Source organism: Arsukibacterium sp. MJ3, assembly GCF_000987765.1.
Lineage (GTDB): Bacteria > Pseudomonadota > Gammaproteobacteria > Enterobacterales > Alteromonadaceae > Alishewanella.
This window is the reverse complement of sequence record NZ_LAHP01000009.1, coordinates 121,597-146,257: the sequence shown is the minus strand read 5'-3', so window position 1 is coordinate 146,257 and position 24,661 is coordinate 121,597. Positions and strand designations below refer to the sequence as shown.

The following is a 24,661-nucleotide window of genomic DNA, read 5'->3' as shown; positions in this document are numbered from 1 at the left end:
AGAGAGCATAAACGAAGGTCAGATCATGCTGGCCGGATCACACCGAAACGCCTGGCCGGATGAAACCGGAACAGGTGGCCGGACAAACCGAAATACGCACCACGCAAGAGGAGCAACTAAAAGAGCTGCGGTTACAAGCGCTTGATGAACTGGCGCAACTCGATCAGGAATTAGGATTGGTTACCAATGAACTTCAGCCTAAATTTACCCCTAATATGGAAAATTATAAGGTTAGCCTGAGCTACGAAGGGCTGCCTTTGGAAAAAAGTAGCGATCACAAATCTATTTCAGACCTAAAACGCAAGTATGCGCGATAAGTATGCACCACACTCTTTTCAATTTATGTTCGAGTTGAATGATAAACCGAAGAATGTAGATATCCGAAACTGAAGCACCTCACCGCTACTAACTGAGCCAAATGCCGGCTAGCAGTTGCCGGGTTTACCTTGTTGATGTGAATACGTTAGCTAATCTGCTCACTCAGTGAAGCGAATAGCAAGGTTAATAACCTCATCAAACGCACTCAGAAATTCTTAGTACCGTTCGACAAGCTTCAGAGCCCCATATCAAACTTGTTCTTAGGTAAACTGTTACCCAATAACTCTGTGGCCGAAGCACTTACCTCCGATTGCACATAAGCCCAATACTCCGGGTTATCCACCGTACGCGCTTTGATTCGCCTCGGAATAAATGTCTCATCTCTCTTTTAATTTTGCAGCATATGTAGGTTACGCTGACAGTACTTTAGGTCCGTCAAAGCTTGTTCGGTATTGGCGCGATACATTTTGATATCAGGGTCAAAATACAGGTTAGCGGCAAGCTGCTCAACTGGCCTTTTAGTGTGAATACCACCGCCAGCCTTCACCGCGCTGGCAAAAACACGCAGTAATTTGTCAGCTTTTGTCATATAGGTGCACTTATAATAACTTATTTAGTAATTAATTGTAGACTGAAGCCAGCAAGTTGCCAATCATGGCGTTTACAAAATATTACTTAATAAGTAAAAAATCGTTTCGTCATAACGCCTTAATGCCCGTTGACAGTAAAGTGAAAAGTTTGTGTTAGTAGCGGCTGTATACTGGCCTGTCGTGGTATGCGCTCTTTGGCAAAAATCTTTTTCGGATCCGCAACTACAAACCCCCAAAACTGTAAGAAACGCTCAATAAAGCGTGACTCGATCAGTAAGCTCAGTAGCCTGACAGATGAAAAATGCTCATCAGGTGTCAGCTGGTGCAGCAAGTCTGGGAAAGCTTTCGCCACATCGTCAATCAACTGATCAACAGAACCGTGGCTTTGCAGACGCCACAGCATAAACAACCAAAAGGTTCTTAACTCAACATCATGCTCAAAGCTATCCAGGTAACCCCAGTTGTACTTGGTAATTGCTGCTTCCAGCATGGGTATGAAAAAAGCCTGGATGCCTTGGGTTTGATATTGCCTTTGCGCTGCTTTTTTAAGATGAAAACGACCAGATCTTAAATAAATAATGCCGCTAATTTCAGCCAAAATCCGGCTATAGTGCAAGGCGTTAAATTTATCTTCATTAATGCCGGCAAATTCACTGATACTAATATTGGTGCGGTGTTGGTTAACTGCAAACTCTGGCAATAAATCGCTGGCTTGCTTTGCTAACTTTGCTGGTAGATTGCCTTTGCTGGTTGCTTTAAAATAGCCATCATTTTGCATAGCCTCATCAACAATTAACGCTAAATAACGCATTACCGGGCTGGTTGATAAGTCTTCAGGTGTCCTGATTTTAACCCCGGCCACTTCGCTAAAAGGGGCATACAGCCAGTTCGCCATTTGGGTTGGTGTCAAACCGCAAAAATCAGCACTAGGTCTGTTATTGCGCTCTGCCATTCTCTGCTGCGCTGCAAGGTTTAACTCCTCAAGCGTCAGATTCAGATTCATCGCCACAGTCTGCGCAATATCGTCAAATACATCACTATGTTGTTTAGATGTAGCGTTGATGCAGCACTGTTTGTATTTTTTACCACTGCCACACGGGCATGGGTCGTTACGGCCTGCTTTCATTCTGATTGCTCTGTACTATGTCAATATTTACTAAACAACCAGTATATCTACTAACTACTTCCTCGTAAAACTGCGGTAGGGAAGCAGCGTGTCAACGATAGCAAACTGACCTGAGCCAGACAATCTCATGCCATTTCGAATATTTCGAATATTTCGAATATTTCGAATAGCTTGACATCATTTCGAATAATGCGAATAATATTGTGGTATTTAATTTCTGGAGTAACTTTCTATGCAAGCCTATCAACAACTGCCGACCGCACACGAAGCGGCCTTAGCAAAGCTGTGCAGCCAGGAACTTGCTGCCGTAATTGAAACTAAATTAGACGTGCAGTCGCTGGCACTTAGCTCACCTGATGGTCAACTTAAACAAGTTGAAATCCCGGTGAGTGCCCTTCGCCTAATGGTAAACATTCTAACCGAACTGGGTGAAGGCAATACTGTAAAGTTGGTGCCGATCCATGCTGAGCTGACTACCCAAGAAGCGGCTGATCTGCTGAACGTATCACGGCCCACCTTAATTAAACTACTTGACGAAGGCGCGCTGCCATTTCACAGAACCGGTAATCGCAGAAAAGTACGTTTTAATGATTTAAGGCGTTATCAAAGCCAGTTAGAAGCACGAAGACTACAAGTGCTTGATGAACTAGCTCAACTCGACCAGGAATTAGGACTGGGATACTAATGAGCTCAAACTACACCGTAGTGTTTGATGCCTGCGTGTTGTACCCTGCGCCGCTTAGAAGCCTTTTAATGTACCTCGCATTAAGTGGCCAGTTCAGGGCACGTTGGTCTGCCGATATTCATGACGAATGGATTAGAAACTTACTGGCAAGCAGACCTGACTTAACCCAGGCCAAACTTGATAAAGTACGCGATCTGATGGATCAGCATGTACCTGGTTCATTAGTTACAAACTACCAACCTTTGATTACATCAATAGCATTACCAGATGAAGACGATCGGCATGTCGTAGCGGCTGCTATTCAAACTCGCGCAGAAGCAATTGTGACTTTTAACTTAAAAGATTTCCCAGACCAGGCGCTCAGTAAATACAGCCTCAAAGCGATTCACCCGGATGACTTTATAACCGATCTGATGGAGTTGAATATTGGATCTGTTTTGGAAGCTGTAAGACGGCATAGAGCCAGCCTGAAGAATCCACCTTTTGATCCAGAGCAATACCTGGATTGCTTGCTAAAACAAAAGCTGCCAGAGACAGTAACGAGGTTAAGCCCATTTAAACTGCTATTCTGAACCCCAAACTGTCCTCAATGCTGTAAATAAGCAACGAATAAACGGTGGGTAAAGTGGTGAGTTAAAATCAATAAGCGCTCAATCCATAAACTCAAGGCACTGATTGTAAGCAATTAATTTTTATGCTCTACAAGTAGATCAAACGTGGAATAATTATTTATTTCAGTACTTTAAGCATAATCACAACGTCATATCAGATTTTACAAAATAGCTTATTCAGTACTGAATATGGCACAATCTCGGCCACTTGCCTTGGCTTGATATAGAAATAACTTGGGCTTTTATTAATCTACTGCCTGCTGTGTATATTTGGCTACTGGCTAACTGCGGCTAGCCACTACCCACTGTTTGGCTAACACTTCATCCAGCTCCGTTTTTTTATCGGCACTACTTAAACTGGCGGGAGCCGCTGGCCCTGGTTGCAATAGCATATAATCAGCCCGGCCAGCGTTTTTAACTTTATACAAGGCGGCATCGGCCAAATATAAGCTGTATTCCCAATCCCAACCCAGCGGCTGAATAATGGCACCAATAGAGCAAGTAACGCTAACAGGAATACCTAGCTGCTGCTGCCAAGGATATTGCTGCACCCGTTGCTGCAAACGCTCAATATAATGCTGCACCTCACTAGTTTGCTCCAGTACCAGCAAAAACTCTTCGCCGCCCCAACGCAGTAAGTGGTCGTTACTGCGGCTGTGTTGTTGCAAAATACCCGCAAAATGCTGTAAAGCGCTATCACCTAACTGGTGGCCATACCGGTCGTTAATTCGCTTAAAATGGTCTAAATCCAGTAAAACCCAGGCCAGTGGCTGATTATTACGTTGTGCCCTTGCCAACATAGCATCAATATTTACATCCAGATAATGCCTGTTATGCAACTCAGTAAGTGCATCTTGCATGCTCATTTGCTGCAATTTTTGATTGGCCTGATACAGTTCCTGCGTGCGCTCGGTAACCTGGCGGCTCAGCGCTGCGCGGGCGTTGGCTAACGATGCCAACCTTAAACGGTACACCAGCCAAAACAGTAACAGCAATACACTAAATAGCACCATTCGGGCGGTTAGGGTTTCATGCCAGTAAGGTGTTAAGTCTACTTCCATTGCCGCAGCGTCACTCCAACGGTAATCACCGGCAATTTTTACCTGCACCTGAAAACGATAATGCCCGGGTGGTAAATTAGTATAAAACGCTTCGCGACGGCTGCCTGCGTTAACCCAGTTTTGCTCATAGCCTTCAAGCTGATAGCGTGTTTCAATCGACGAAGCCTGATAATAATAAGGGGCACTGTAGCGAAAATGCCAGTCGCGTTGTGCCGGTGCTAACTTAACGTTAGCAGCGGTATACTTACCGTTGGCTACCGCTAAACTTTTTATAACGGGTGTCGGTACCGGGGCATAATCTTTTAACCGGTCTAACCGTAAGGCGATAATGCCATCCAGCGTGGGGTACCATAGTCGGCCCTGATGCACCGCGCCTTTATTACTGCCGGCACCATTGCAACAACGGTGTGAGTCGGTAGCGGTTTCAGGCTGCCGGTCGTCAACCAACATATAAAGCTGACTAACTTCGCCCTTAAGTAATGCACTGTAGTCCAGCCGATAAAATCCTTCGAAACTACTGATCACCAGCTTGTCATTAACCAATTCCACGTGCATAACACCATTGCCTGGCAAACCATTTTTCTGTGTAAACTGCCGCCAGTTACCGGGCTGCCCCAGTACAAATCCTTGATCAAAACTGCCAATTAACATATTGCCATCAGGTAACTCAGCAATAGCGCTGATAAAACGGCCCGTCAGTGGCATATCGTTTAATGGTTTAAAGCCGTCGGTATCGCGTAAATATAATCCTGCTTCCGTGCCAACCCATAACCGGCCAAGGCTATCGGGCAATAATGCCCTAATGCTTATTTCTGTTAGCGGCAACGCTATACCCTGCTGCGACAATTGGCCATTTTCAACAACGTACAAACCACCATTACTACCTACCCATATTCGTTGTTGCTCAGCAACTAGGCTGGTGATCAGTAAATGTGCAGTTTCTGGAAAATTTTGCTGCCAAGCCAGGGTGTCACTATGTAATAAACTTAAACCCGCCCGGGTGCCCACCCACAAATTCTGCTGGTCTTGCAACATGCTGTAAACGAAGGGGCTAGGCAGTTGTTTGTTGGCTAACAACGGCTGAAACTGCCCGTCTTTTAGTAACGCCATGCCCTGGCTGGTACCCACCATAAGATGACGTTGCCACGGCATTACCGCCCAGCTGTAAGGATCCGGCACGCCCTCAGCCACACTATAGCGTTCAGTAAGGGCCGAGCGTAAACGCATAACGCCATGCGTTCGGCTACCCAGCCAAATATTCTGATGCTGATCTTCCAGCATGCTTTCAATCCAGCTAAAGGCCTTATTGCTATCTCCTGGTAACTCAATTTGAGTAATTTGGCCCGATTTTATTTTATATAAAGCATCAAAAGTAGACACCCAAAGTTGTTGCTGTTTATCCAGATACAATAGTTCAATCCGGCTATTAGCAGGCACTCCAGGCAGTTCCAATTTACGCCAGCTACGCTGCTGCCAGCGATACAGCCCCTTATTGGTGCCCAAATACACAGCCTCTTTCACAATGGCCAGTTCAGACATCTGCAACGCTTCTACAGAGGCCGGTGCGTCAAACCAACGATAGTTATTGGCGGTAAAGGTAGCAAAACCATGCTGGCCGCCAATCCAAAGGGTATCGCCTTGCTGATACAGCTGAAATACCTGGCTTTGGTGTTGCACCACCGGTTGCAACTGCTGCTCTTGCCACTCAAATAACTGACTGGCACCAATAAAAAACCGGCCATCTGGCAATTCAGCAAAACTGCTTACCGCACCTACTGTTATCGTTCGCTTGTTTGTAGCATCATTTGTTGCATCATTAGCAACATACTCAGCGGCATAAAATTGGCCATTTTCATAATAACTCAGGCCACTTACGGTACCAATCCACAAGCGCTGGTTACTATCTATATAGAGTGTGGTAATTAAATTGGATAACAGTGCCGGCGTATTCGCGGTGTTAAATACCGTAAACTTATTGCCATCGAACCGGGCCAGCCCGCCTTGGGTGCCCAGCCAGATAAAACCTTGCGAGTCTTGCACCATCGCAGTTACTGACACCTGCGGTAAGCCAGCGTCAACTGACCAACCCTGATACAGCAATGACTGCTTGTCCAGTAAACCCGGCAATGCCTGTAAATTGGCACAGCTAAATAACAGCATTGCTGCAGCAATATATCTGAACACCTTCTGCTCCTTGTGTCATTTCACCCTGATAATAACTGTTACTTTACTAAAAAGCTTGATTGGTTTTTAATCAAAAGCAGATGAATGGCCGCAATTTGCATCTCAGCGGTAGTCTTGCGCTATTGGTCTTACCAGTGCTAAGCTCAAAAAATTACTGGCTACAGAAAGAGTTTACCATGTCGTTATTTAAGGCTAATTGGGGCCTAAAGTTATTTGCCTGGCGCTATATTCCATTAATTGGTTTTTGTTCACCAAAAATCGTCCGGATGAATAGCACCACATTGGAAGTGACCATGCCGCACAGCTGGCGCACAAAAAATCATCTGGGTAGTGTCTATTTTGGGGCGTTAGCCATTGGCGCCGATTTAGCCGGTGCTTTTCTGGTATTTTCCAAAGCCAGAGCACGTGGCATTAATGCGAATTTTGCGTTTAAAGATGTGCAAGGACAGTTTTTAAAACGCCCAGAAGCCAAAGTGCACTTTACCAGCAACGATGGCGCCATAATTGATGACATGTTAGACCAATCTTTGGCCAGCGGTGAGCGCATTAATAAACCGGTAAATGTGGTGGTTACCTGCCCCAGCCTGTATGGAGATGAGCCCATGGCAGTGTTTACGTTAACCTTGTCCATAAAAGCTAAACCAAAACGCTAATTGTAAATTTGCACCATAACGGTGGACAGTTTAACATTGCCTTTTATGGTTTTGGCCTGTGGCCCATCAGAGTAAATTAATGCAACAGCTCAGTGGTAACTTGTTTATTGTGTCGGCACCCAGTGGCGCCGGCAAATCGTCATTAATAAATGCCTTATTACAACACCATAGCGATATGCAGGTCAGTGTGTCACATACCACCCGGTCACCCAGGCCGGGTGAGCAAGACGGTGTCCATTATCATTTTATTAGCGTGGCGCAATTTAAAGCATTAATTACCGAAAACGAATTTCTGGAATGGGCCGAAGTATTCGGTAACTATTACGGTACCTCACGTAGTGCCATCGTTAGCAATTTGCGCCAGGGTATCGATGTGTTGCTCGACATTGACTGGCAAGGCGCGCGGCAAATTCGCCAACAGGCGCCCGGCACCAAGGGTATTTTTATCTTGCCACCCAGCATGGCAGCACTAGAGCAACGTTTAGTAACGCGGGATCAGGATAGCCGCGAGGTTATCAATAAACGTATGGCCAAGGCGCAAAGTGAAATGCAGCATGCTGACGAATATGACTACCTGATTATTAACGATGAGTTTAATCAGGCCTTAAACGAACTGACCCACATTGTGTTATGCCAGCGCAACAGCCTGTCATCACAACGAAGCCGCCAGCAACAGCTAATGCAACAACTATTGGCGAAACCAGCAAAATAGCGTAAACTGCTGGGTCTTGTAATATACCTGAATACACCGGAGTGGCGAATGGCTCGCGTAACAGTTGAAGATGCAGTAGATAAAATTGGTAACCGTTTTGATTTAATACTGGTTGCGGCCCGTCGTGCCCGTCAATTGGCGGTTGAAGGCAAAGAGCCAATGGTTAATCGTGAAAACGACAAACCAACCGTAGTAGCACTGCGCGAAATTGAGCAGGGCTTTATTACCAATAGCATCCTCGATGCCCAGGAACGTCGCGATCAAATGCAACAAGAAGCCACTGAAATGGCCGCTGTTGCTGCTATAATTGGCTCTGATCAGTAAAAGCCCCTGCCAAACTGTGTCAACGGCGCTTTAGCCGTTGGCAACTGCGTGTTTTAGACGTATATTCTTAACTAATCGGCACACTTTGATTCTGCTGCCGCAGTGTGGGAGCGTATGTGTATTTATTTGAAGGCCTGAAAAATCAAGTTTCCGCTTACCTACCTGCCGAACAAGTTAGTCTGGTACAGCAGGCCTATGTGGTAGCAAGAGACGCCCATGCCCCGCAAACCCGCTCTAGTGGTGAGCCTTACATAACGCATCCGGTAGCCGTTACCAGTATTTTAGCTGACATGCGCATGGACCATGAAACCTTAATGGCGGCGTTGTTGCACGATGTTATTGAAGATACCGAATACAGTAAAGAAGATTTAAGCCGGCTGTTTGGCGATACCGTAGCCGAACTGGTGCAAGGGGTTAGTAAGCTCGACAAAGTAAAATTTAAAGATTATCAAGAATTTGAAGCCACTAACCTGCAAAAAATGTTTATGGCCATGACGCAGGACATTCGGGTTATTTTAATTAAATTAGCCGACCGTACCCACAATATGCGTACCCTTGGCGCCTTGCGGCCCGATAAACGCCGCCGCATTGCCAAAGAAACCCTCGAATTATATGCGCCCATCGCCAACCGCTTAGGTATACATAATATTAAAAACGAACTGGAAGATTTAGGCTTTCAGGCGTTATACCCTATGCGTTATCGGGCATTGGGCAGTGCGGTAAAATTGGCGCGCGGCAATCGGCGCGAATTGCTGGAAAAAGTTCAAAATGAAATTCGTGGCCGCATCAGTGACGCCGGCATTGAAGCAGAGGTTAGTGGCCGCGAAAAACATCTGTATAGCATTTACCGTAAAATGAAAAACAAAGAGTTAATGTTTAACGATGTGATGGACATCTACGCCTTTCGGGTAGTAGTAAACTCGGTAGACAATTGTTATCGCATTCTCGGCCTGGTGCATAATCTGTATAAGCCAATAGAAATACGCTTTAAAGACTATATCGCCATTCCAAAACAAAATGGTTATCAGTCGCTCCATACCTCGTTAATTGGCCCGCACGGCATTCCGGTCGAAATTCAAATGCGTACCCGCGAAATGGACGAAATGGCCGACAAAGGTATTGCCGCCCATTGGATGTACAAATCTAATGGTGAACACAAAGACACTACCGCGCAAATTCGGGCCCATCGCTGGATGCAAAGCCTGCTCGAGCTGCAGCAAAGCGCGGGAACCAGTTACGAGTTTGTTGAAAACGTAAAATCAGAGCTGTACCCAGATGAGTTGTACGTGTTTACCCCCAAAGGCAAAATTGTCGAGCTGCCCATAGGTGCCACTGCTGTAGATTTCGCCTACGCCGTGCACACCGATGTAGGTAACCGCTGCGTTGGTGCAAAAGTAGACCGTCGCCCTTACTCGCTAAGCAAAGTGCTGGAAACCGGCCAAACCGTCGACATTGTTACCAGCCCTGGTGGTAAACCTAACGCCAATTGGCTGAACTATGTGGTTACCAGTCGGGCGATTCTAGGTATTAGAAACTACTTGAAGCGCCAGCAGCAAAATGAAGCTATTAGCCTGGGCAAACGGTTGCTTACCTCGGCACTGGGTGAAGTTAAACTAGACGAAATTGCACCAGAACGAATTGAACAGGTACTGAAAAATGTGCATCAACAATCATTCGATGCCCTCTGTACTGAAATTGGCCTGGGTAATCAGTTACCGGTAGCCATTGCCAGGCGCTTACTGGGCGAGTTTGAAGCCGATGACACCAGCGGCAAAAATAGCTCGCCGCTGCCTAAAAGTAAGGCGTTTATCGTCGGCTCTGAGGGCATGTTAGTTACCTTTGCTAAATGCTGCCGGCCCATACCCGGCGATGAAATTGTCGCTAACGCCACGCCGGGCAAAGGCTTAAATGTTCATCGCAGTGATTGCCGCAATATTAAAGGCTGGGAGCGCGATCCGGCTAAGTATTTTGCCATTCGCTGGGACAATACCAGCGACAAACAATTTCTATGTGATATCAGAGTGTTTATTATTAATCGCCAGGGGGTACTGGCCAAGTTGACAACACTGATAGCCAGTCAAAACTCCAATATTCAGGATCTGACGACAGATGATCGGGATACTGGCGAATACGTAATTAAGATTACCTTGTCTGTGCAAGACCGGGTGCATCTGGCCAATGTTATGCGTAAAATTCGCGTGGTGCCAGACGTACAAAAAGTTTATAGAAGGAAGTAAATTTATGTCCAGAGTAATTATTCGCACTGAAGCCGCCCCCGCCGCTATTGGTACCTACAGCCAGGCAGTTAAAATTGGTACTACTGTTTATTTGTCCGGCCAAATCCCTTTAGTGCCGGCTAGCATGCAAATGGTTTCAGAGGTATTTTCTGAGCAAACACACCAGGTATTTAAAAACCTGGCGGCAGTATGCGAGGCAGCTGGTGGCACCTTAAACAACATGGTAAAGGTTAATATTTTCCTTACCGATCTCGGCCAGTTCGCTACGGTTAATCAGATTATGAGCGAGTATTTTGCCGAGCCCTATCCTGCCAGAGCCGCAGTGCAGGTTAGCGCCCTGCCGCGTGCTGCGCAAATTGAGATAGACGGTGTAATGGAAGTACCGTCAACGCAATAATGCTAATAAAAACGGCAATACGCCGCGTTGTGTTACTTAGCTGCTGGCTGGCACTGCCACTGCACGCTGCTGCGCCAGAGCCGGTAAATAAGGCCCTGTCTGCAGCAGAGCCGCCGCAGCTAATATGGTGTCTTGATCATTTTCCGCATTTTCATGAGTATGACCTGTCCGATACGCCTTCTGGCCCATCGGTTAATATCATGCAAGAGCTAGCCCGGCGGGCAGGCTTTACCCTGCACTTTACCCCGAGAACCAGCCTGGCTCGCTGCTTACGGCTAATGCAACAGGGTGAAGTCGATTTAATGAGCAACCTCAGATACAGTAAAGAGCGTAGCGCCTTTATGACGCTACTTCCTTACAGCGACAACGTCGCAGAAAGTTTATTTATGCGCATAACCGATCAACGCCTAATCGACAGCAAAGTGCAATTATCTAGCCTTACTCTGGCTACTTTGCGCCATTTTCTCTTCAACCCCGCTACTATGGCGCTTATTGAAGAAGAGTCACGCCATATTACCCAGGTTGACAGCATTGAGCTGGCGCTAGAAATGCTACTACGCCAACGAATTGACGGTTTAGTCGCCCCCACTATTAGTACTACTGAGGCCATTAACGCTAATAGCAGCTATCAACACCGTTTTAAAATTGCGCCACTCGATTTTAGTGCTAAAGCCCCGAACAGCGTACATATCGGCATTGCTAAAAACAGCAAACACGCGGCGCTCGAACCACTACTGCGCCAGCATTTGCAGGCCATGCTGGCCGACGGTAGTGTGCAGCGGCTGATGCTTACACCTGAACAATACCAACCCTTAAACCCACCAAAACAACAACCCTAGCGCTGGTTTACGCCTGCTGGCCAGATTAATACTTTGCGCCAAGCCGTTCCCGGTTTACACTAAAGCAACAGGCCGCTATTTAACGAGACCCCTTTGCCGCAGACCCGACTGGACAGCCTAAGCATCAGCCTGATTAAAGGCGTTGGCGCCAAAGTAGCCCAGCGACTGGAAAAACTAGGCATTGCTAGCATTCAGGATTTACTATTTCATTTGCCGCTGCGCTATGAAGACCGTACCCGTATTTACCCCATCGCCGATTTAATGCCGTCTATCCATGCTACCGTGCAGGCAACCGTGGTCAGCAGCGACATTCAGTTTGGTAAAAGGCGCAGCTGGCTGGTCAAAGTGTCTGACGGCAGTGGTTTTTTAACCTGTCGTTTTTTTCATTTTAATGCTGCACAAAAAAACGCCGTTAGCCCCGGGGTAATACTGCGACTGTTTGGTGAAGTGAAACGCGGCTCTCGTGGCGTTGAAATGCTGCACCCCGAATATCGGCTACAACAAGACGAGCAACTGCAGTCGGTTGCAGAAACATTAACCCCGGTATACCCGACGACAGAAGGCATTAAACAGGCTACCTGGCGTAAACTTAGCGATGCCGCGCTAGACTACCTGCAGCGTTACACACCGGTAGAATATTTACCCGCTACCCTGTTAAGCTCGCCTTGGTCACTGGCTGAAGCGCTTTGTTATATTCACCGGCCACCGCCAGATGCGCAGTTAAGTTTGCTGGAACAAGGCAGGCATCCGGCACAGCAACGGTTAATTATTGAAGAACTGGTCGCGCAGCAGCTCAGCATGTTTCAGCTGCGAAGCCAAAGCCAGCAACATCAGGCTATCGCCCTAAAACACGACCCGGTAGTAGAACAAACCTTTTTAGCCAGGCTGCCGTTTAGCCTCACTGGCGCCCAACTGCGGGTTGTGGCCGAACTGCGTCAGGATTTAGCCAACACCTTACCGATGCTGCGCCTGGTGCAAGGAGATGTTGGCTCGGGTAAAACACTGGTGGCGGCCTTAGCGGCCTTAACCGCTATTGGCCAGGGCTATCAGGTGGCGTTAATGGCCCCAACCGAACTACTGGCTGAACAACATGTGGTAAATTTTAATAAATGGTTTCAACCGCTCAATATCAGCGTGGTTTGGCTGGGTGGTAAAACCAAAGGCAAAGCCCGCAACGAGGTGCTACACCAGCTAGCAGACGGTAGCGCACAAATGGTGGTTGGTACGCATGCCCTGTTTCAGCAAAGCGTTAGTTTTAACCGGCTAGCCCTGATTATTATTGACGAGCAACATCGTTTTGGCGTGCAGCAACGGCTGGCCCTGCGTGAAAAAAGCGGCATGCCGGGTATCTATCCGCACCAGCTGGTGATGACGGCCACCCCTATTCCGCGCACACTGGCCATGACCGCCTATGCCGATTTAGATACCTCAATTATCGACGAACTGCCGCCAGGGCGCACCCCGGTAACCACGGTGGCCATTCCCGATACCCGCCGCGACGATATTATTCAGCGGGTGCGTAATGGCGTGGTGCAAGACAAACGGCAGGTTTACTGGGTTTGTACCTTAATAGAAGAATCTGAAGTGCTGCAGTGTCAGGCAGCCGAAGATACTGCCGCCAGTCTGGCTATTGCCCTGCCAGAGCTTAATATTGCCTTAGTGCATGGCCGGCTTAAAAGCGCTGAAAAACAAGATATTATGGCCCGGTTTAGTCAGGGTGAACTTGATTTACTGGTCGCAACTACGGTAATAGAAGTGGGGGTAGACGTCCCTAACGCCAGTTTAATGATTATTGAAAATCCGGAACGGCTTGGCCTGGCGCAGTTACACCAGTTGCGTGGGCGGGTCGGCCGTGGCAATACGGCCTCACACTGCGTATTGTTGTATCATGCGCCGCTGTCTAAAACAGCTCAGGCGCGGCTAAGTGTATTACGCGATAGTAATGACGGCTTTGTTATTGCTCAACGCGATTTAGAAATTCGTGGCCCCGGTGAATTACTCGGTACCCGCCAGACCGGGCTGTTACAATTTAAAATTGCCGATATTAGCCGCGATGCCGAGCTTATTCCGCATGCCCGCCAACTTGCTGCCACACTCTGGCAACAAGGGCAGCAGCAACAAGATCACACGGCCTGCCTGCAACTTATCCGCCGCTGGCTGGCCAATAAAGAAATTTATGGCAACGCCTGAAAACCTAGTTAACCCTGTAACGCCTGCTGCAAATCGGCAATAAGGTCGGCGGGATCTTCCACACCAATACTCAAGCGTGTTAAATCATCCGTTACCCCGGCGGCTAAACGACTGGCAGCATCCATCGCTGCATGCGTGGTACTGGCGGGGTGGCAAGCCAGGCTTTCTAAATCGCCTAAACTTACCGCCTGAGTAAACAGCTTAAGCTGATCCAAAAAGCGTGCGGCACGGGCAAAACCTCCACGTAGTTCAATACTGACCATACCACCAAAGGCGCCGACCGTTTCTGCCAGCACCTTGTGACCGGCGTCGGTAGTTAACCCTGGGTAAATCACCTTATCGACTGCCGGATGTTGCGCTAAAAACGCCGCTACCTGAGCAGCACCAGCTAAATGGGCGTCCATTCTAAGGGCCAGGGTGCGCATACCACGCTGCAATAAATAGGCTTCTTGCGGCCCTATCGGTGCACCAATATGTTTTAGTGCAACAGTACGTACTTGCTGCATTAGCGGCTGCCTGCCTGCGACCACCCCGGCAATAATGTCGCCGTGGCCGCTTAAATACTTGGTGCCGCTGTGCATCACCAGGTCAATACCATGCTCAAGCGGTTTAAATAAGTATGGCGTTAAAAAAGTGTTGTCGCATATCGTTAGCGCCCCGGTTTTGGCCGCTGCAGCCTTTACCTTGCGGTAATCTGTTACCTTCAGGTTGGGGTTAGTTATTGGCTCAAACAACACCAGCTTGGTGCCCGGGTTAATGTTGGCCAGTAAGTCATCATCACTTTGAAAACGGCTTACCGTAATGCCGGCGCGGCTTAAAGTATTTATTAAAAATGCGGCGGTGCCACCGTATACCGGGTCAATAAAGGCCACTTCATCACCGGCGCTTACCAGTGCATAAAAAATACTGCTAACAGCCGCCATACCACTGGCCACTACTAGTGCCTCGTCGGCACCTTCCAGCACGGCCAATTGTTGCTCTAGTGCCTGAACTGTCGGGTTACCCATACGGCTGTAAATAAAGCCCGGCTGTTCGCCGGAAAAACGGGCTTTGCCGTCGGCGGCAGTGCCATAGGTAAAGGTACTGCTTTGGTAAATAGGCGTGGTTAAAGCCCCGGTTTGGGCATCGGCACCCGCGCCACTGTGCAATAATTGGGTTTTAAATTTCATTAGTTATGTCCATTAAACAGCGGTTTTTTGCTCAGCGCTTATCATAGTTGAATAATATTAGTTGAATAATATGCCTTGGCGACATCCGGATGAGAGCGCAAGCGGCCTTTTAATACATTTTGCCCTACCTGATAAAATAATGGGTTTGTCGGGTCACTTGCAGGGCCTTTGGCCTGTAATGATAACGCGTCAGGTAGAGATAGTAACGGTACAGTGGCATCAAGCTGTGCCGCCATAAAAAAGGCGCACGACAGGCGCTCAACGCCAGCAGGCGGGCTAACTACGCGGTGGTAAGTTGCATGCAAATAACCGTTTGATGCCAGCTCTAACAGCTCGCCAATATTAACCACAAAGGCACCCGGCATAGGTACTGCGCTTACCCAGCCATTTTCGGTTAATACTTCCAGCCCGCTCTGTCCATCCTGCAACACCAGGGTTAAATAGCCAGGATCTTTATGTGCGCCTACTCCCTGTTCCTGCTTAGGTGCAGTACGGCCCGGATAACGGATCAGTTTCATATGCCGGTATGGGCCGTCTTTAATGGTATGGTCAAAGGCATCTTCTCTTTGGTGTAACACCAGCGCAAAAGCACGCAGCAACGTTACCGTAAGGTCGGTTAACTGATCTTGCCATTGTAGTAACGTCGGTTGCATTTCTGGTAATGCCGCAGGCCATTGGTTCGGGCCATATAAGCCCCACCAGGCAGGTTCATTTTCTCGCAACACCGGCGCATGGTGCTCGGCCATAATATCAAACTGTTCGCGCTGATCGGCCTTGCCCAGGGTTAATTCATCACCTAGCTTTGTGTAACCACGAAAGTGTGGCGAGCGGCGCATTTGTACCGTATTTTTATCTGCCTGGGGCAACGCAAAAAATTCTGCCGCCAGTTGCAAAATAGCCTGCTGCTGTGTTTGCTCAATGCCGTGACCAGTAAGATAAAAGAAGCCAACATCACGTGCCGCATCGCCCAGCTGAGTCAAAAACTGCCGACGCGGCTCGCCACCGGCATACCATAACGTTAAATCTAATACCGGAAGTGATAATGTCATACTGTTCTCACCATGCTGGGTTATTCAATAGGCACATTTTATGCTTTTAACAGCAGGCACTGAAGGATTATATAACTATTAGTTATATAAAGCGGGAATATAAAGACATTTAGATATGTGGAAATAAAGAAGTTTAGATGGCTAAATTATTTATTGTAAAACAGCTAGCTGTCACTGAAATAGCGTTTGACACTGCAGGCTGTTTAATCGCTAGTGCGCGCCAGCTTCCACTGCAAAAATGCCTTTACCACCAACGTTGCTATGGCTATCAGGGTTAACAGCGCCGCAGCGATAAAAGCACCGGCAGTGTTGTAATCTTGTTGCAGTAATTCAATGTGCAGTGGCAAGGTGTTGGTTTGGCCACGAATAGTGCCCGACACTACCGACACGGCGCCAAATTCGCCCACGGCTCGCGCATTAGTCAGTATTACGCCGTATACCAGCGCCCAGCGAATATTAGGCAGCGTAATATGCCAAAACACCTGCCAGCCACTGGCGCCCAGCAACACTGCGGCCTCTTCCTGTTCAGTGCCCAGAGTAGACATTAATGGCACCAGCTCGCGCACCACAAACGGACAAGACACAAATACTGTTACCATCACCAGGCCGGGCCAGGCGAACATTAACTGCACATCATGCTGGTCTAACAATGTGGCGAACGGACCATTGCTGCCATAAAGCAGCAAATACAACAACCCGGCCACCACCGGTGATACGGCAAAGGGAATATCAATCAGCGTTAGTAATAGGCGCCGGCCGGGGAAACTAAAGCGGGTAACACACCAGGCAATCAGCGTGCCGAACACCAGATTAATCGGCACCGTTAAACCGGCCACTAACAACGTTAAACCTATGGCATGCAGCATGTCTGGCTCAGTCAGGTTTTGCCAGATCCCACCAACACCCGCTGAAAAGGCCGCCACAAAGATAAAAATAAGCGGTACCACTAACAGCAGCAGAGTAAGCACCACGCCGCTACTGATCAATAATGGTTTTAGCCAGCGCCGCTGGCTATTTAACCCCGTCCGGCTCATTTTGGGCCTCCGGTAATATGCTGGTAACGCTGCTGAATACCATTAATAATAAACAGCAGTACCAAAGAGGCGATTAACACCACACTGGCTATCGCGCTGGCCGCGGCATAGTCAAATTCTTGCAGGCGCACAAAGATCATCAACGAGGTTACTTCGGTTTGCCACGGCAAGTTACCGGCGATAAAAATAACCGCACCAAACTCGCCCAGGCTGCGGGTAAACGACAGCGCAGTGCCGGTGAGAAGCGCTGGTTTTAGCTCTGGCAGAATAATCTTAAAAAAAGTTTGTGCCGGGCTGGCACCAAGGGTAGCCGAGGCTTCTTCATATTCCGGGCCAAACTCTTCTAATACCGGCTGTACCGAGCGCACCACAAAGGGCACGCTGGTAAAAATCATCGCCAGCACAATACCCAGCCAGGTGTACGACACCTTAATATCCCATAGCGCCAAATACTGACCAAACCAGCCCTGGGTTGAAAACACCGCAGCCAGGGTTAAGCCCGCCACTGCCGTGGGCAAGGCAAAAGGTAAGTCCATTAAGCCATCGAGCAACACCCGGCCAGGAAAGCGATAACGGGTTAAAATCCACGCCATTAACAGGCCAAAAAACAGGTTGAAAATACTGGCAACCAAGGCTGCCGATACGGTTACTTTGTAGGTAGCAACCACACGTGGGTCGCTAATAATAGCCCAATACTCAGCCCAGCTAAGCTGAGCTGTTTGAATAATGAGCCCGGTAATGGGCAGTAATATAACCAGACTAATAAAAAATAAACTGCTCGCCAGGCTAATACCAAAGCCTGGTAGCACGCGTTTACTAGTAAGGCTGCGATAAAAGGTCACGATTAACGTCTGCCCTGCGCTAACAATTTATCTAACACGCCACCGCTGGCAAAGTGTTGTTGTTGCACCTGCTGCCAGCTGCCAAATACGTCTTCTACGGTAAATAGCGTGGTTGCGGGGAACTGGTCTGCGGTAGCCGCAACCACGTCCGGGTGGTATACCCGGTAAAAGTAACGGGCCAACACCTGCTGTGCATCTTTAGTGTACAAATATTCCAGGTAAGCTTTCGCTGCTTTTTCGGTGCCGTTGCGCGCCACATTACGGTCTATCCAGGTTACCGGAAATTCAGCCAATATGTTGGATGGCGGCACTACCCGCTCAAATTGCTGATCCGGAAACTGCCGGATAATGTTATTCACTTCGGCTTCAAAGGTAATAAGTACATCACCTAAGCCACGCTCAACAAAAGAGGTGGTAGCACCGCGGCCGCCGGTATCAAACACCACTACCTTGCTTAAAAACGTTTGCAGCCATTGCTGGGCTTGCTGCTCGTCGTTATTAAAGCGCGCTAGGGCATCACCATAAGCGCCTAAATAGGTATAACGGGCATTACCCGAGGTTTTTGGATTGGGAAAAACCAACCCGACGTCATCCTTGGTTAAATCGGCCCAACTGCTAATGTTTTTCGGGTTACCCTTACGCACCATAAAGGCCATGGTGGAATAATAAGGCGAACTGTTATTGGCCAACCGGTCACGCCAGTTTGCCGGTAATAAATTACCGCGCTGGTGCAAAATATCAATGTCGGTGCTTTGGTTAAACGTGACCACATCGGCACGTAGCCCCTGAATAATAGCCTGCGCCTGGCGCGACGAACCGCCGTGCGACTGGGTAATAGACAGTGTTTCGCCCGTTTGTTGCTGGTAATGGGCAATAAACAGCGGATTAATTTCAGCAAACAGTTCCCGGGCAACATCATAGCTGCTATTTAAAAGCTCTTTCGCCGCAGCGGGTGAACTTAACAGTGGGGTTGTCAGCAACGCCGTAACTAACAGCAATGCCAGCTTTTTAGAATAATGCATAAATAGTAGCTCCTTAAATTAAATGCCTTCGCCAAGGAAGACTTTACTGTAACGTGGCTGGATCCAGGCCATATCGCCCTGGTGTAGCTGTAATGCTTTAAACTGATCTTTGGGTAATTCAATATGAATAAGCTGCTGCTCGTTATTGTTGTCGTTATTGGTTTCAACCACGGTCAGCACTTCTAAGCGCACTTGCGGCCCAACAATGGTCACTAAATCTATTGTTACTTTTAATGCATCACTGGAAGGTGCAATTAACACGTCAATCTCGTGCGGTCGCACGTAGGCAAAACCGTCTTGCTCTTTGCCGTTAGTGTGCTCAGGTGAAGCCAACTGCACCTTGCCAATGGTGGTTTGCCCTTGCTTTACCTTAGCCCGGAATAAATTTACATTCCCCAAAAACTCGTACACAAACGGATTCGCCGGCGTGTCATATACTTGCTCTGGCGTGCCATCTTGCTCTATCGCGCCCTTATTCATCACCACTATACGGTCGGCCACTTCAAACGCCTCTTCCTGATCATGGGTAACAAAAACACTGGTAACCTGTATTTCATCATGCAAGCGGCGTAACCAGCGCCGTAACTCGGCCCGTACCTTGGCATCAAGTGCACCAAAAGGCTCGTCTAGTAATAATACTTTCGGCTCTACCGCTAACGCCCGGGCTAACGCAATGCGCTGGCGCTGGCCGCCAGATAACTGCGCCGGAAAACGATCGGCCGTCCAATCCAGCTGCACCAGTTGCAGTAAGTTATGCACTTTTTTGCTAATTTCAGCGTTATTTGGCCGAAATTTCTTTGGTTTTACCGTTAAACCATAAGCAACATTTTCAAATACCGTCATATGTTTAAACAGCGCGTAATGCTGAAACACAAAGCCCACGCCACGTTCAGACACATGCTGGCCGGTAATGTCTTCGTTATTAAAGTGAATACGACCACTATCGGCTTGCTCTAAACCGGCAATAATCCGCAGCAACGTGGTTTTACCCGAGCCAGATGGCCCGAGCAGCGCCGTTAACTCACCGGTTTTTATCTGCAGGTTTACCTTTTCTAGCGCAACAAAATCGCCAAAGCGTTTATTAACCTGTTCAATACGGATACTCATAACCTGTTAGTCCTGTTGTAACGCTGAGGGTACTGGTGAAAAAGTAACTGCTTTAACAACCGGCTAATCACACGGTTTGATATAGCATCATAAGCGCAACTTAAATAACTAATAAATAGCCATTATTGATTGCATATATCAAAAACGAATATATGAAAAATATTACCGTTTCGCATTATCAATCCTGTTGCTGGCACTGTTGTATGCTACTGCAGTAAAGTACACTAGATTGCTATACCGACTTGCAGGATGGAATATGTCAGTACTTACCCCTTACCAGTTACGCCAGCAGTGTCGCAGTGGTGCCTTTAGCGGTAATACCTCGGGTTTTGCGCCAGGTTTTGTGCAGGCTAATATGGCTATTTTACCCAAGCAGTACGCCGCCGATTTTCTGCAGTTTTGCCACTTTAACCCCAAGCCCTGCCCGCTGCTGGGCATGGCCGCTACACCCGGCGCTATCGATATGCCCTCTTTGGCGAAAGAGCTAGATATACGCAGCGATTTACCAAAATACCGTGTTTTTCACAACGGCCAGCTAACAGATGAAGTAACCGACGTGCGTGATATCTGGCGCGATGACTTAGTGACCTTTTTAATTGGCTGCTCGTTTTCGTTTGAAGAATCGTTGCTGGCTGACGGCCTGGAAATTCGTAATATCACTGAAAAGGTCAACGTGCCAATGTACCGTACCAACATCGCTTGCACCCCGGCCGGTGTTTTTTACGGTGGTATGGTGGTTAGTATGCGGCCAATGACACCCGCCGATGCCATTCGCGCTATTCAAATATGTAGTCGTTTTCCGCAAGTACACGGTGCGCCAGTGCATTTTGGCGAACCGGCCGCTATTGGCATTAATGATATAAATAAGCCTGATTTTGGCGATGCAGTAAGCATTAAACCGGGCGAAGTGCCGGTGTTCTGGGCCTGCGGTGTTACCCCGCAAGTAGCCATAGCCAATGCCAAGCTAGATTTTTGCATTACCCACAGCCCGGGCCATATGCTGGTAACCGATTTAGCCAACAGTAAATTGGCGGTGTTTTAGCTTTAAAAAAGCCGGTAGGCTCCCCACCGGCTTTTGTCTGTTACTACAACCGTGCTTACGCGCTGCGCAGGGCCTTAGCCGCAGCCACCATATTTTGCAGCGCCGGTATTACTTCAGCCCATTGCCGGGTTTTTAAGCCGCAATCGGGGTTTACCCATAACCGCTGCGCCGGAATGCGCTCAGCGGCTTTTTGCATCAGCTTAATAATTTGCGCCTGGGTTGGCGTATTGGGCGAGTGAATATCGTATACGCCCGGGCCAATTTGGTTTGGGTAGGCAAACTCTTCAAACACGTCCAGCAGTTCCATGTCGGAGCGCGAGGTTTCAATGGTGATTACATCGGCATCCATATCAGCGATAGCAGCAATAATGTCGTTAAACTCGGAATAACACATATGGGTATGAATTTGCGTTTCATCTTTTACGCCATTGGCACTGATCCGAAATGCCTCTACCGCCCAGTCCAGATAGTGTTGCCAGTCGGCTTTTCGCAGCGGTAAACCTTCGCGCAGCGCCGCTTCGTCAATTTGAATCACATTAACCCCGGCGGCTTCTAAGTCTTGCACTTCCTGCCTTACCGCTAACGCCAGTTGCAGGCAGCTTTGCCGCCGGCTTTGATCGTCACGCACAAAAGACCAGTTTAAAATGGTTACCGGGCCGGTAAGCATGCCTTTCATTGGTTTGTCGGTTAACGACTGGGCGAATGTAATCCAGGCTACTGTCATTGGCTGTGGCCGGCTAATATCGCCAAACAAAATCGGCGGTTTAACACAGCGCGAGCCATACGACTGCACCCAGCCAAACTGGCTAAAGGCGTAGCCTTCAAGCTGCTCACCGAAATATTCTACCATGTCGTTACGTTCAGCTTCGCCGTGCACCAGTACGTCCAGGCCGAGTTTTTCCTGCTCGCGTATCGAATACTCAATTTCGGCTTTCATTTTCGCTTGGTACTCAGCCAGGCTAATGCTGTGCTTTTTAAACGCCAGCCGCGCCTGACGAATTGCTTTTGTTTGTGGGAACGAGCCAATAGTCGTCGTTGGGTAAAGCGGCAATTGCAGGTGCTGTGCTTGTTTTTCTGCGCGCTCGGTATAGCCGCTTACGCGTTTGCCTTGCGCGGCGGTAATGCTGTTAACCGCGGCTTTTACAGCCGGGTTATGCACCCTGGTAGAATTACGCCGGCTGTTAACGGCCTTAACGTTGTCGGCCAGCGCTGTCGCTACGCTGTCGCGCCCGTCGTTTAATGCCTTACCCAGCAGCAGCAGTTCAGCCAGTTTTTGTCGCGCAAACGCCAGCCAACTGAGAATGTCGCCGTCCAGCTTTTCTTCGTTGGCTAAATCGACCGGCACATGCAGCAAAGAGCACGACGGCGCCAGCCATAAACGCTCACCTAAATCGGCAACCAACGGTTGCAGGTAATCCAGCGTAGCGGTTAAATCGGTTTTCCAGATATTACGGCCGTCAATTACCCCCAGCGATAACACTTTATCTGCTGGCAAGGCCGCCAGCAGAGTAGGCAGCTCGGCTCGGCCGCGCACGGCGTCATAGTGAATGCCAGCCACCGGCAGGTTAACGGTTAGCGTCAGGTTATCGGCTAAGGTACCAAAATAGGTTGCCAGCAACAGTTTCACCGGGTGCTTATGCACCGTGTTCGCCAGCGCTTGATAAGCAATAGCGAAAGCCGCTTGCCAGTTTGCATCCAGTTCGGTCACCAATACCGGCTCGTCAAGTTGTACCCAGTCGGCACCTGCTTCTGCCAGTTCAGCCAATAACTGCTGGTATACCGGCAGCAATTGCGCCAGCAAGGTTAAGCGATCCGAGGCGTCTTTTTCTTTACACAGCCACAAATACGTTACCGGGCCAATAATCACCGGTTTAGCGTTAACGCCCTGCGCTTTGGCTTCTGCCAGTTGCGCTAACAGCCGCTCACTGTTCAGGCTGAACGTAGTGTCGGCAGTTACTTCCGGCACAATATAATGGTAGTTGGTGTCAAACCATTTGGTCATTTCACCGGCATGCACACACTGGCAAGCGCTGTCGTTGACCGAACGGCCCCGGGCAACGCGAAAATAGTTATCCAGCTCGCTGCCGCTTAAGTTGGCTACCCGCTTTGGCAGGTTACCCAGTGCAAAGCTGGTGTCCAGCACCTGGTCATACAGCGAAAAATCGCCTACCGGCACCCAATCAAGCCCTTGTTGCCATTGCCAGTTTTTACGGCGCAGCTGCGCCGCCGTCGCCAGCAGTTGCTCAGCGTTAGTTTCACCTTTCCAGTAGCTCTCCTGCGCAAATTTTAATTCGCGCTTATTGCCAATGCGCGGAAAACCCAAATTATGTAGCGTAATACTTTTTGCCTTTACCTTTACCGTTGCTGCTGTCATTATTTAACCCTTAATTAGCTATCTAGATGGCTAAATGTAAGTGATTAAACTGATGATTAAAAATGGTATATTTTCATATATACATGAATGTTTCTCATACATAGCCATATAGGTAACCGCATGATTGAAAAAATTCACCTGAGCATTTTGCGCGAAATAGACCGGCGGGGCTCGTTAACCGCCGCCGCCGGCAGCTTAAACCTTACCCAGTCGGCACTAAGCCACACCATGAAAAAGCTGGAGCGGCAGTGTAATATCAATTTGTGGTTAAAAGATGGCCGTAATATCCGCTTAACCGAAGCCGGTGCTTACCTGCTAGAGCAAGCCAACCGCCTGCTGCCGCAGTTTGAGCGCATAGACGACACCTTGCGCCAGTTTGCCAATAACGAAAAAGGCAGCTTGCGGGTAGGTATGGAGTGTCACCCTTGCTATCAGTGGTTACTAAAAGTGGTGCAGCCGTTTTTGGCGCAATCACCTGGGGTAGATATCGACGTAAAACAACGCTTTCAGTTTGGCGGCATGGCGGCGCTGTTTAATGTTGATATTGATTTGCTAATAACGCCAGACCCCATTCAAAAAGAACGCATTGTGTTTGAACCGGTATTTCCGTACGAGCTGGTGCTGGTTGTTAGCCGGCACAATAACCTTAATGGCTTAAGCCACGTAACCCCGGCACAGCTAAGCGACCAGGTATTGCTGACTTACCCGGTAGAAACAGCGCGGCTGGATATTTTTCAGCAGTTTTTACTGCCGGCACAGTGCATGCCTGCACGGCATAAAACGCTGGAATCTACTGATATTATTTTGCAAATGGTCGCGGCCAACCGCGGTGTTGCCGCCATGCCAAAATGGCTGGCACTGGACTACGCTAAAACCCTGCCCATTACCGTTATTCGCCTGGGCGACAGCGGCATTCATAAACATATTTATGTGGGGTATCGTAAGCAAGAGCAGCAAAATAAGCATATTCAAACCTTTATTACGCTGGCAAAAAACCATGCTCAGCATCCGGATTAAGCACCGAGGCTAAGAGCATCGGGGTTAATAAAAATGGCTATGCAATGGGCGGCGCACTAATGTCCTGCGCTATTATTG

General features: G+C 48.4%; 22 protein-coding genes. 12 read left to right on the top strand and 10 right to left on the bottom strand.

Annotation, left to right across the window (positions count from 1 at the left end; genetic code table 11):
* Positions 1 to 59: 59 nt before the first annotated feature.
* Positions 60 to 317: a hypothetical protein gene (locus VT06_RS18455; RefSeq protein ID WP_046553943.1), complete on the top strand. Its 258-nt coding sequence runs from the start codon at positions 60 to 62 to the stop codon at positions 315 to 317.
* Between the two features lie 389 nt (positions 318 to 706).
* Here the strand turns inward: VT06_RS18455 and VT06_RS18450 are convergent, their stop codons facing one another.
* On the bottom strand, positions 707 to 907 hold the full coding sequence (locus VT06_RS18450; RefSeq protein ID WP_046553942.1) for a hypothetical protein: 201 nt from the start codon (positions 905 to 907) through the stop codon (positions 707 to 709).
* A 119-nt stretch (positions 908 to 1,026) separates the two neighbouring features.
* Positions 1,027 to 2,034, bottom strand: a complete 1,008-nt coding sequence (locus tag VT06_RS08905) for a YecA family protein (RefSeq protein WP_046553941.1) — start codon at positions 2,032 to 2,034, stop codon at positions 1,027 to 1,029.
* A 232-nt stretch (positions 2,035 to 2,266) separates the two neighbouring features.
* Between VT06_RS08905 and VT06_RS08900 the strand changes: the two genes are divergently transcribed.
* Together VT06_RS08900 and VT06_RS08895 are read left to right on the top strand one after the other, a co-directional pair.
* The gene (locus VT06_RS08900) at positions 2,267 to 2,719 is read left to right on the top strand and encodes a helix-turn-helix domain-containing protein (RefSeq protein WP_046553940.1); all 453 of its coding nucleotides are present in this window, start codon (positions 2,267 to 2,269) and stop codon (positions 2,717 to 2,719) included.
* Positions 2,719 to 3,291, top strand: a complete 573-nt coding sequence (locus tag VT06_RS08895; RefSeq protein ID WP_046553939.1) for a PIN domain-containing protein — start codon at positions 2,719 to 2,721, stop codon at positions 3,289 to 3,291. The genes VT06_RS08900 and VT06_RS08895 overlap by 1 nt, the downstream gene beginning before the upstream one ends.
* A 320-nt stretch (positions 3,292 to 3,611) precedes the next feature.
* Here the strand turns inward: VT06_RS08895 and VT06_RS08890 are convergent, their stop codons facing one another.
* On the bottom strand, positions 3,612 to 6,575 hold the full coding sequence (locus tag VT06_RS08890; protein WP_046553938.1) for a ligand-binding sensor domain-containing diguanylate cyclase: 2,964 nt from the start codon (positions 6,573 to 6,575) through the stop codon (positions 3,612 to 3,614).
* Between the two features lie 176 nt (positions 6,576 to 6,751).
* Here VT06_RS08890 and VT06_RS08885 point away from each other — a divergent pair, with 176 nt between their 5' ends.
* From VT06_RS08885 to recG, 7 genes are all read left to right on the top strand, one after another.
* Complete coding sequence (locus VT06_RS08885; RefSeq protein WP_046553958.1) at positions 6,752 to 7,228, top strand: DUF4442 domain-containing protein; 477 nt, start codon at positions 6,752 to 6,754, stop codon at positions 7,226 to 7,228.
* Between the two features lie 79 nt (positions 7,229 to 7,307).
* Positions 7,308 to 7,940 (top strand): guanylate kinase, encoded by a 633-nt coding sequence (gene gmk / locus VT06_RS08880; RefSeq protein WP_046553957.1) that lies wholly within the window; start codon positions 7,308 to 7,310, stop codon positions 7,938 to 7,940.
* Between the two features lie 48 nt (positions 7,941 to 7,988).
* Positions 7,989 to 8,264: a DNA-directed RNA polymerase subunit omega gene (gene rpoZ, locus VT06_RS08875; protein ID WP_046553937.1), complete on the top strand. Its 276-nt coding sequence runs from the start codon at positions 7,989 to 7,991 to the stop codon at positions 8,262 to 8,264.
* Positions 8,265 to 8,380: 116 nt separating this feature from the next.
* Positions 8,381 to 10,501 (top strand): bifunctional GTP diphosphokinase/guanosine-3',5'-bis pyrophosphate 3'-pyrophosphohydrolase, encoded by a 2,121-nt coding sequence (spoT, locus tag VT06_RS08870; RefSeq protein WP_046553936.1) that lies wholly within the window; start codon positions 8,381 to 8,383, stop codon positions 10,499 to 10,501.
* A gap of 4 nt (positions 10,502 to 10,505) precedes the next feature.
* On the top strand, positions 10,506 to 10,898 hold the full coding sequence (locus VT06_RS08865; protein WP_046553935.1) for a RidA family protein: 393 nt from the start codon (positions 10,506 to 10,508) through the stop codon (positions 10,896 to 10,898).
* Positions 10,898 to 11,737: an ABC transporter substrate-binding protein gene (locus tag VT06_RS08860; RefSeq protein WP_046553934.1), complete on the top strand. Its 840-nt coding sequence runs from the start codon at positions 10,898 to 10,900 to the stop codon at positions 11,735 to 11,737. Before VT06_RS08865 ends, VT06_RS08860 begins: the two co-directional genes overlap by 1 nt.
* A 93-nt stretch (positions 11,738 to 11,830) precedes the next feature.
* Positions 11,831 to 13,927, top strand: coding sequence for an ATP-dependent DNA helicase RecG (gene recG, locus VT06_RS08855; protein WP_046553933.1), 2,097 nt, complete (start codon positions 11,831 to 11,833; stop codon positions 13,925 to 13,927).
* Between the two features lie 8 nt (positions 13,928 to 13,935).
* Here recG and VT06_RS08850 read toward each other — a convergent pair whose 3' ends face one another.
* The 6 genes from VT06_RS08850 to VT06_RS08825 all read right to left on the bottom strand — a co-directional run bounded on the left by VT06_RS08850 (position 13,936) and on the right by VT06_RS08825 (position 20,150).
* Positions 13,936 to 15,096, bottom strand: a complete 1,161-nt coding sequence (locus VT06_RS08850; protein WP_046553932.1) for a PLP-dependent aspartate aminotransferase family protein — start codon at positions 15,094 to 15,096, stop codon at positions 13,936 to 13,938.
* Positions 15,097 to 15,137: 41 nt separating this feature from the next.
* On the bottom strand, positions 15,138 to 16,145 hold the full coding sequence (locus tag VT06_RS08845; RefSeq protein WP_046553931.1) for an isopenicillin N synthase family oxygenase: 1,008 nt from the start codon (positions 16,143 to 16,145) through the stop codon (positions 15,138 to 15,140).
* Between the two features lie 203 nt (positions 16,146 to 16,348).
* Entirely contained in the window at positions 16,349 to 17,179 is an 831-nt protein-coding gene (gene cysW / locus VT06_RS08840; RefSeq protein WP_046553930.1) for a sulfate/thiosulfate ABC transporter permease CysW, read from the bottom strand.
* On the bottom strand, positions 17,176 to 18,021 hold the full coding sequence (gene cysT / locus VT06_RS08835) for a sulfate/thiosulfate ABC transporter permease CysT (RefSeq protein WP_046553929.1): 846 nt from the start codon (positions 18,019 to 18,021) through the stop codon (positions 17,176 to 17,178). The genes cysW and cysT overlap by 4 nt, the downstream gene beginning before the upstream one ends.
* A gap of 2 nt (positions 18,022 to 18,023) precedes the next feature.
* Positions 18,024 to 19,043, bottom strand: coding sequence for a thiosulfate ABC transporter substrate-binding protein CysP (gene cysP, locus VT06_RS08830; RefSeq protein ID WP_046553928.1), 1,020 nt, complete (start codon positions 19,041 to 19,043; stop codon positions 18,024 to 18,026).
* Positions 19,044 to 19,061: 18 nt separating this feature from the next.
* The gene (locus VT06_RS08825) at positions 19,062 to 20,150 is read right to left on the bottom strand and encodes a sulfate/molybdate ABC transporter ATP-binding protein (protein ID WP_046553927.1); all 1,089 of its coding nucleotides are present in this window, start codon (positions 20,148 to 20,150) and stop codon (positions 19,062 to 19,064) included.
* A 256-nt stretch (positions 20,151 to 20,406) separates the two neighbouring features.
* On the opposite strand from VT06_RS08825, the gene VT06_RS08820 reads away from it, so the two are divergent.
* Positions 20,407 to 21,192 carry a putative hydro-lyase gene (locus VT06_RS08820; protein WP_046553926.1) on the top strand — a complete coding sequence of 262 codons (786 nt, stop codon included), beginning with the start codon at positions 20,407 to 20,409 and terminating at the stop codon, positions 21,190 to 21,192.
* Positions 21,193 to 21,247: 55 nt separating this feature from the next.
* Here VT06_RS08820 and metE read toward each other — a convergent pair whose 3' ends face one another.
* The gene (gene metE, locus VT06_RS08815; RefSeq protein WP_046553925.1) at positions 21,248 to 23,566 is read right to left on the bottom strand and encodes a 5-methyltetrahydropteroyltriglutamate--homocysteine S-methyltransferase; all 2,319 of its coding nucleotides are present in this window, start codon (positions 23,564 to 23,566) and stop codon (positions 21,248 to 21,250) included.
* Between the two features lie 120 nt (positions 23,567 to 23,686).
* Here metE and VT06_RS08810 point away from each other — a divergent pair, with 120 nt between their 5' ends.
* Positions 23,687 to 24,583 (top strand): LysR family transcriptional regulator, encoded by an 897-nt coding sequence (locus VT06_RS08810; protein WP_046553924.1) that lies wholly within the window; start codon positions 23,687 to 23,689, stop codon positions 24,581 to 24,583.
* Positions 24,584 to 24,661 lie beyond the last annotated feature (78 nt).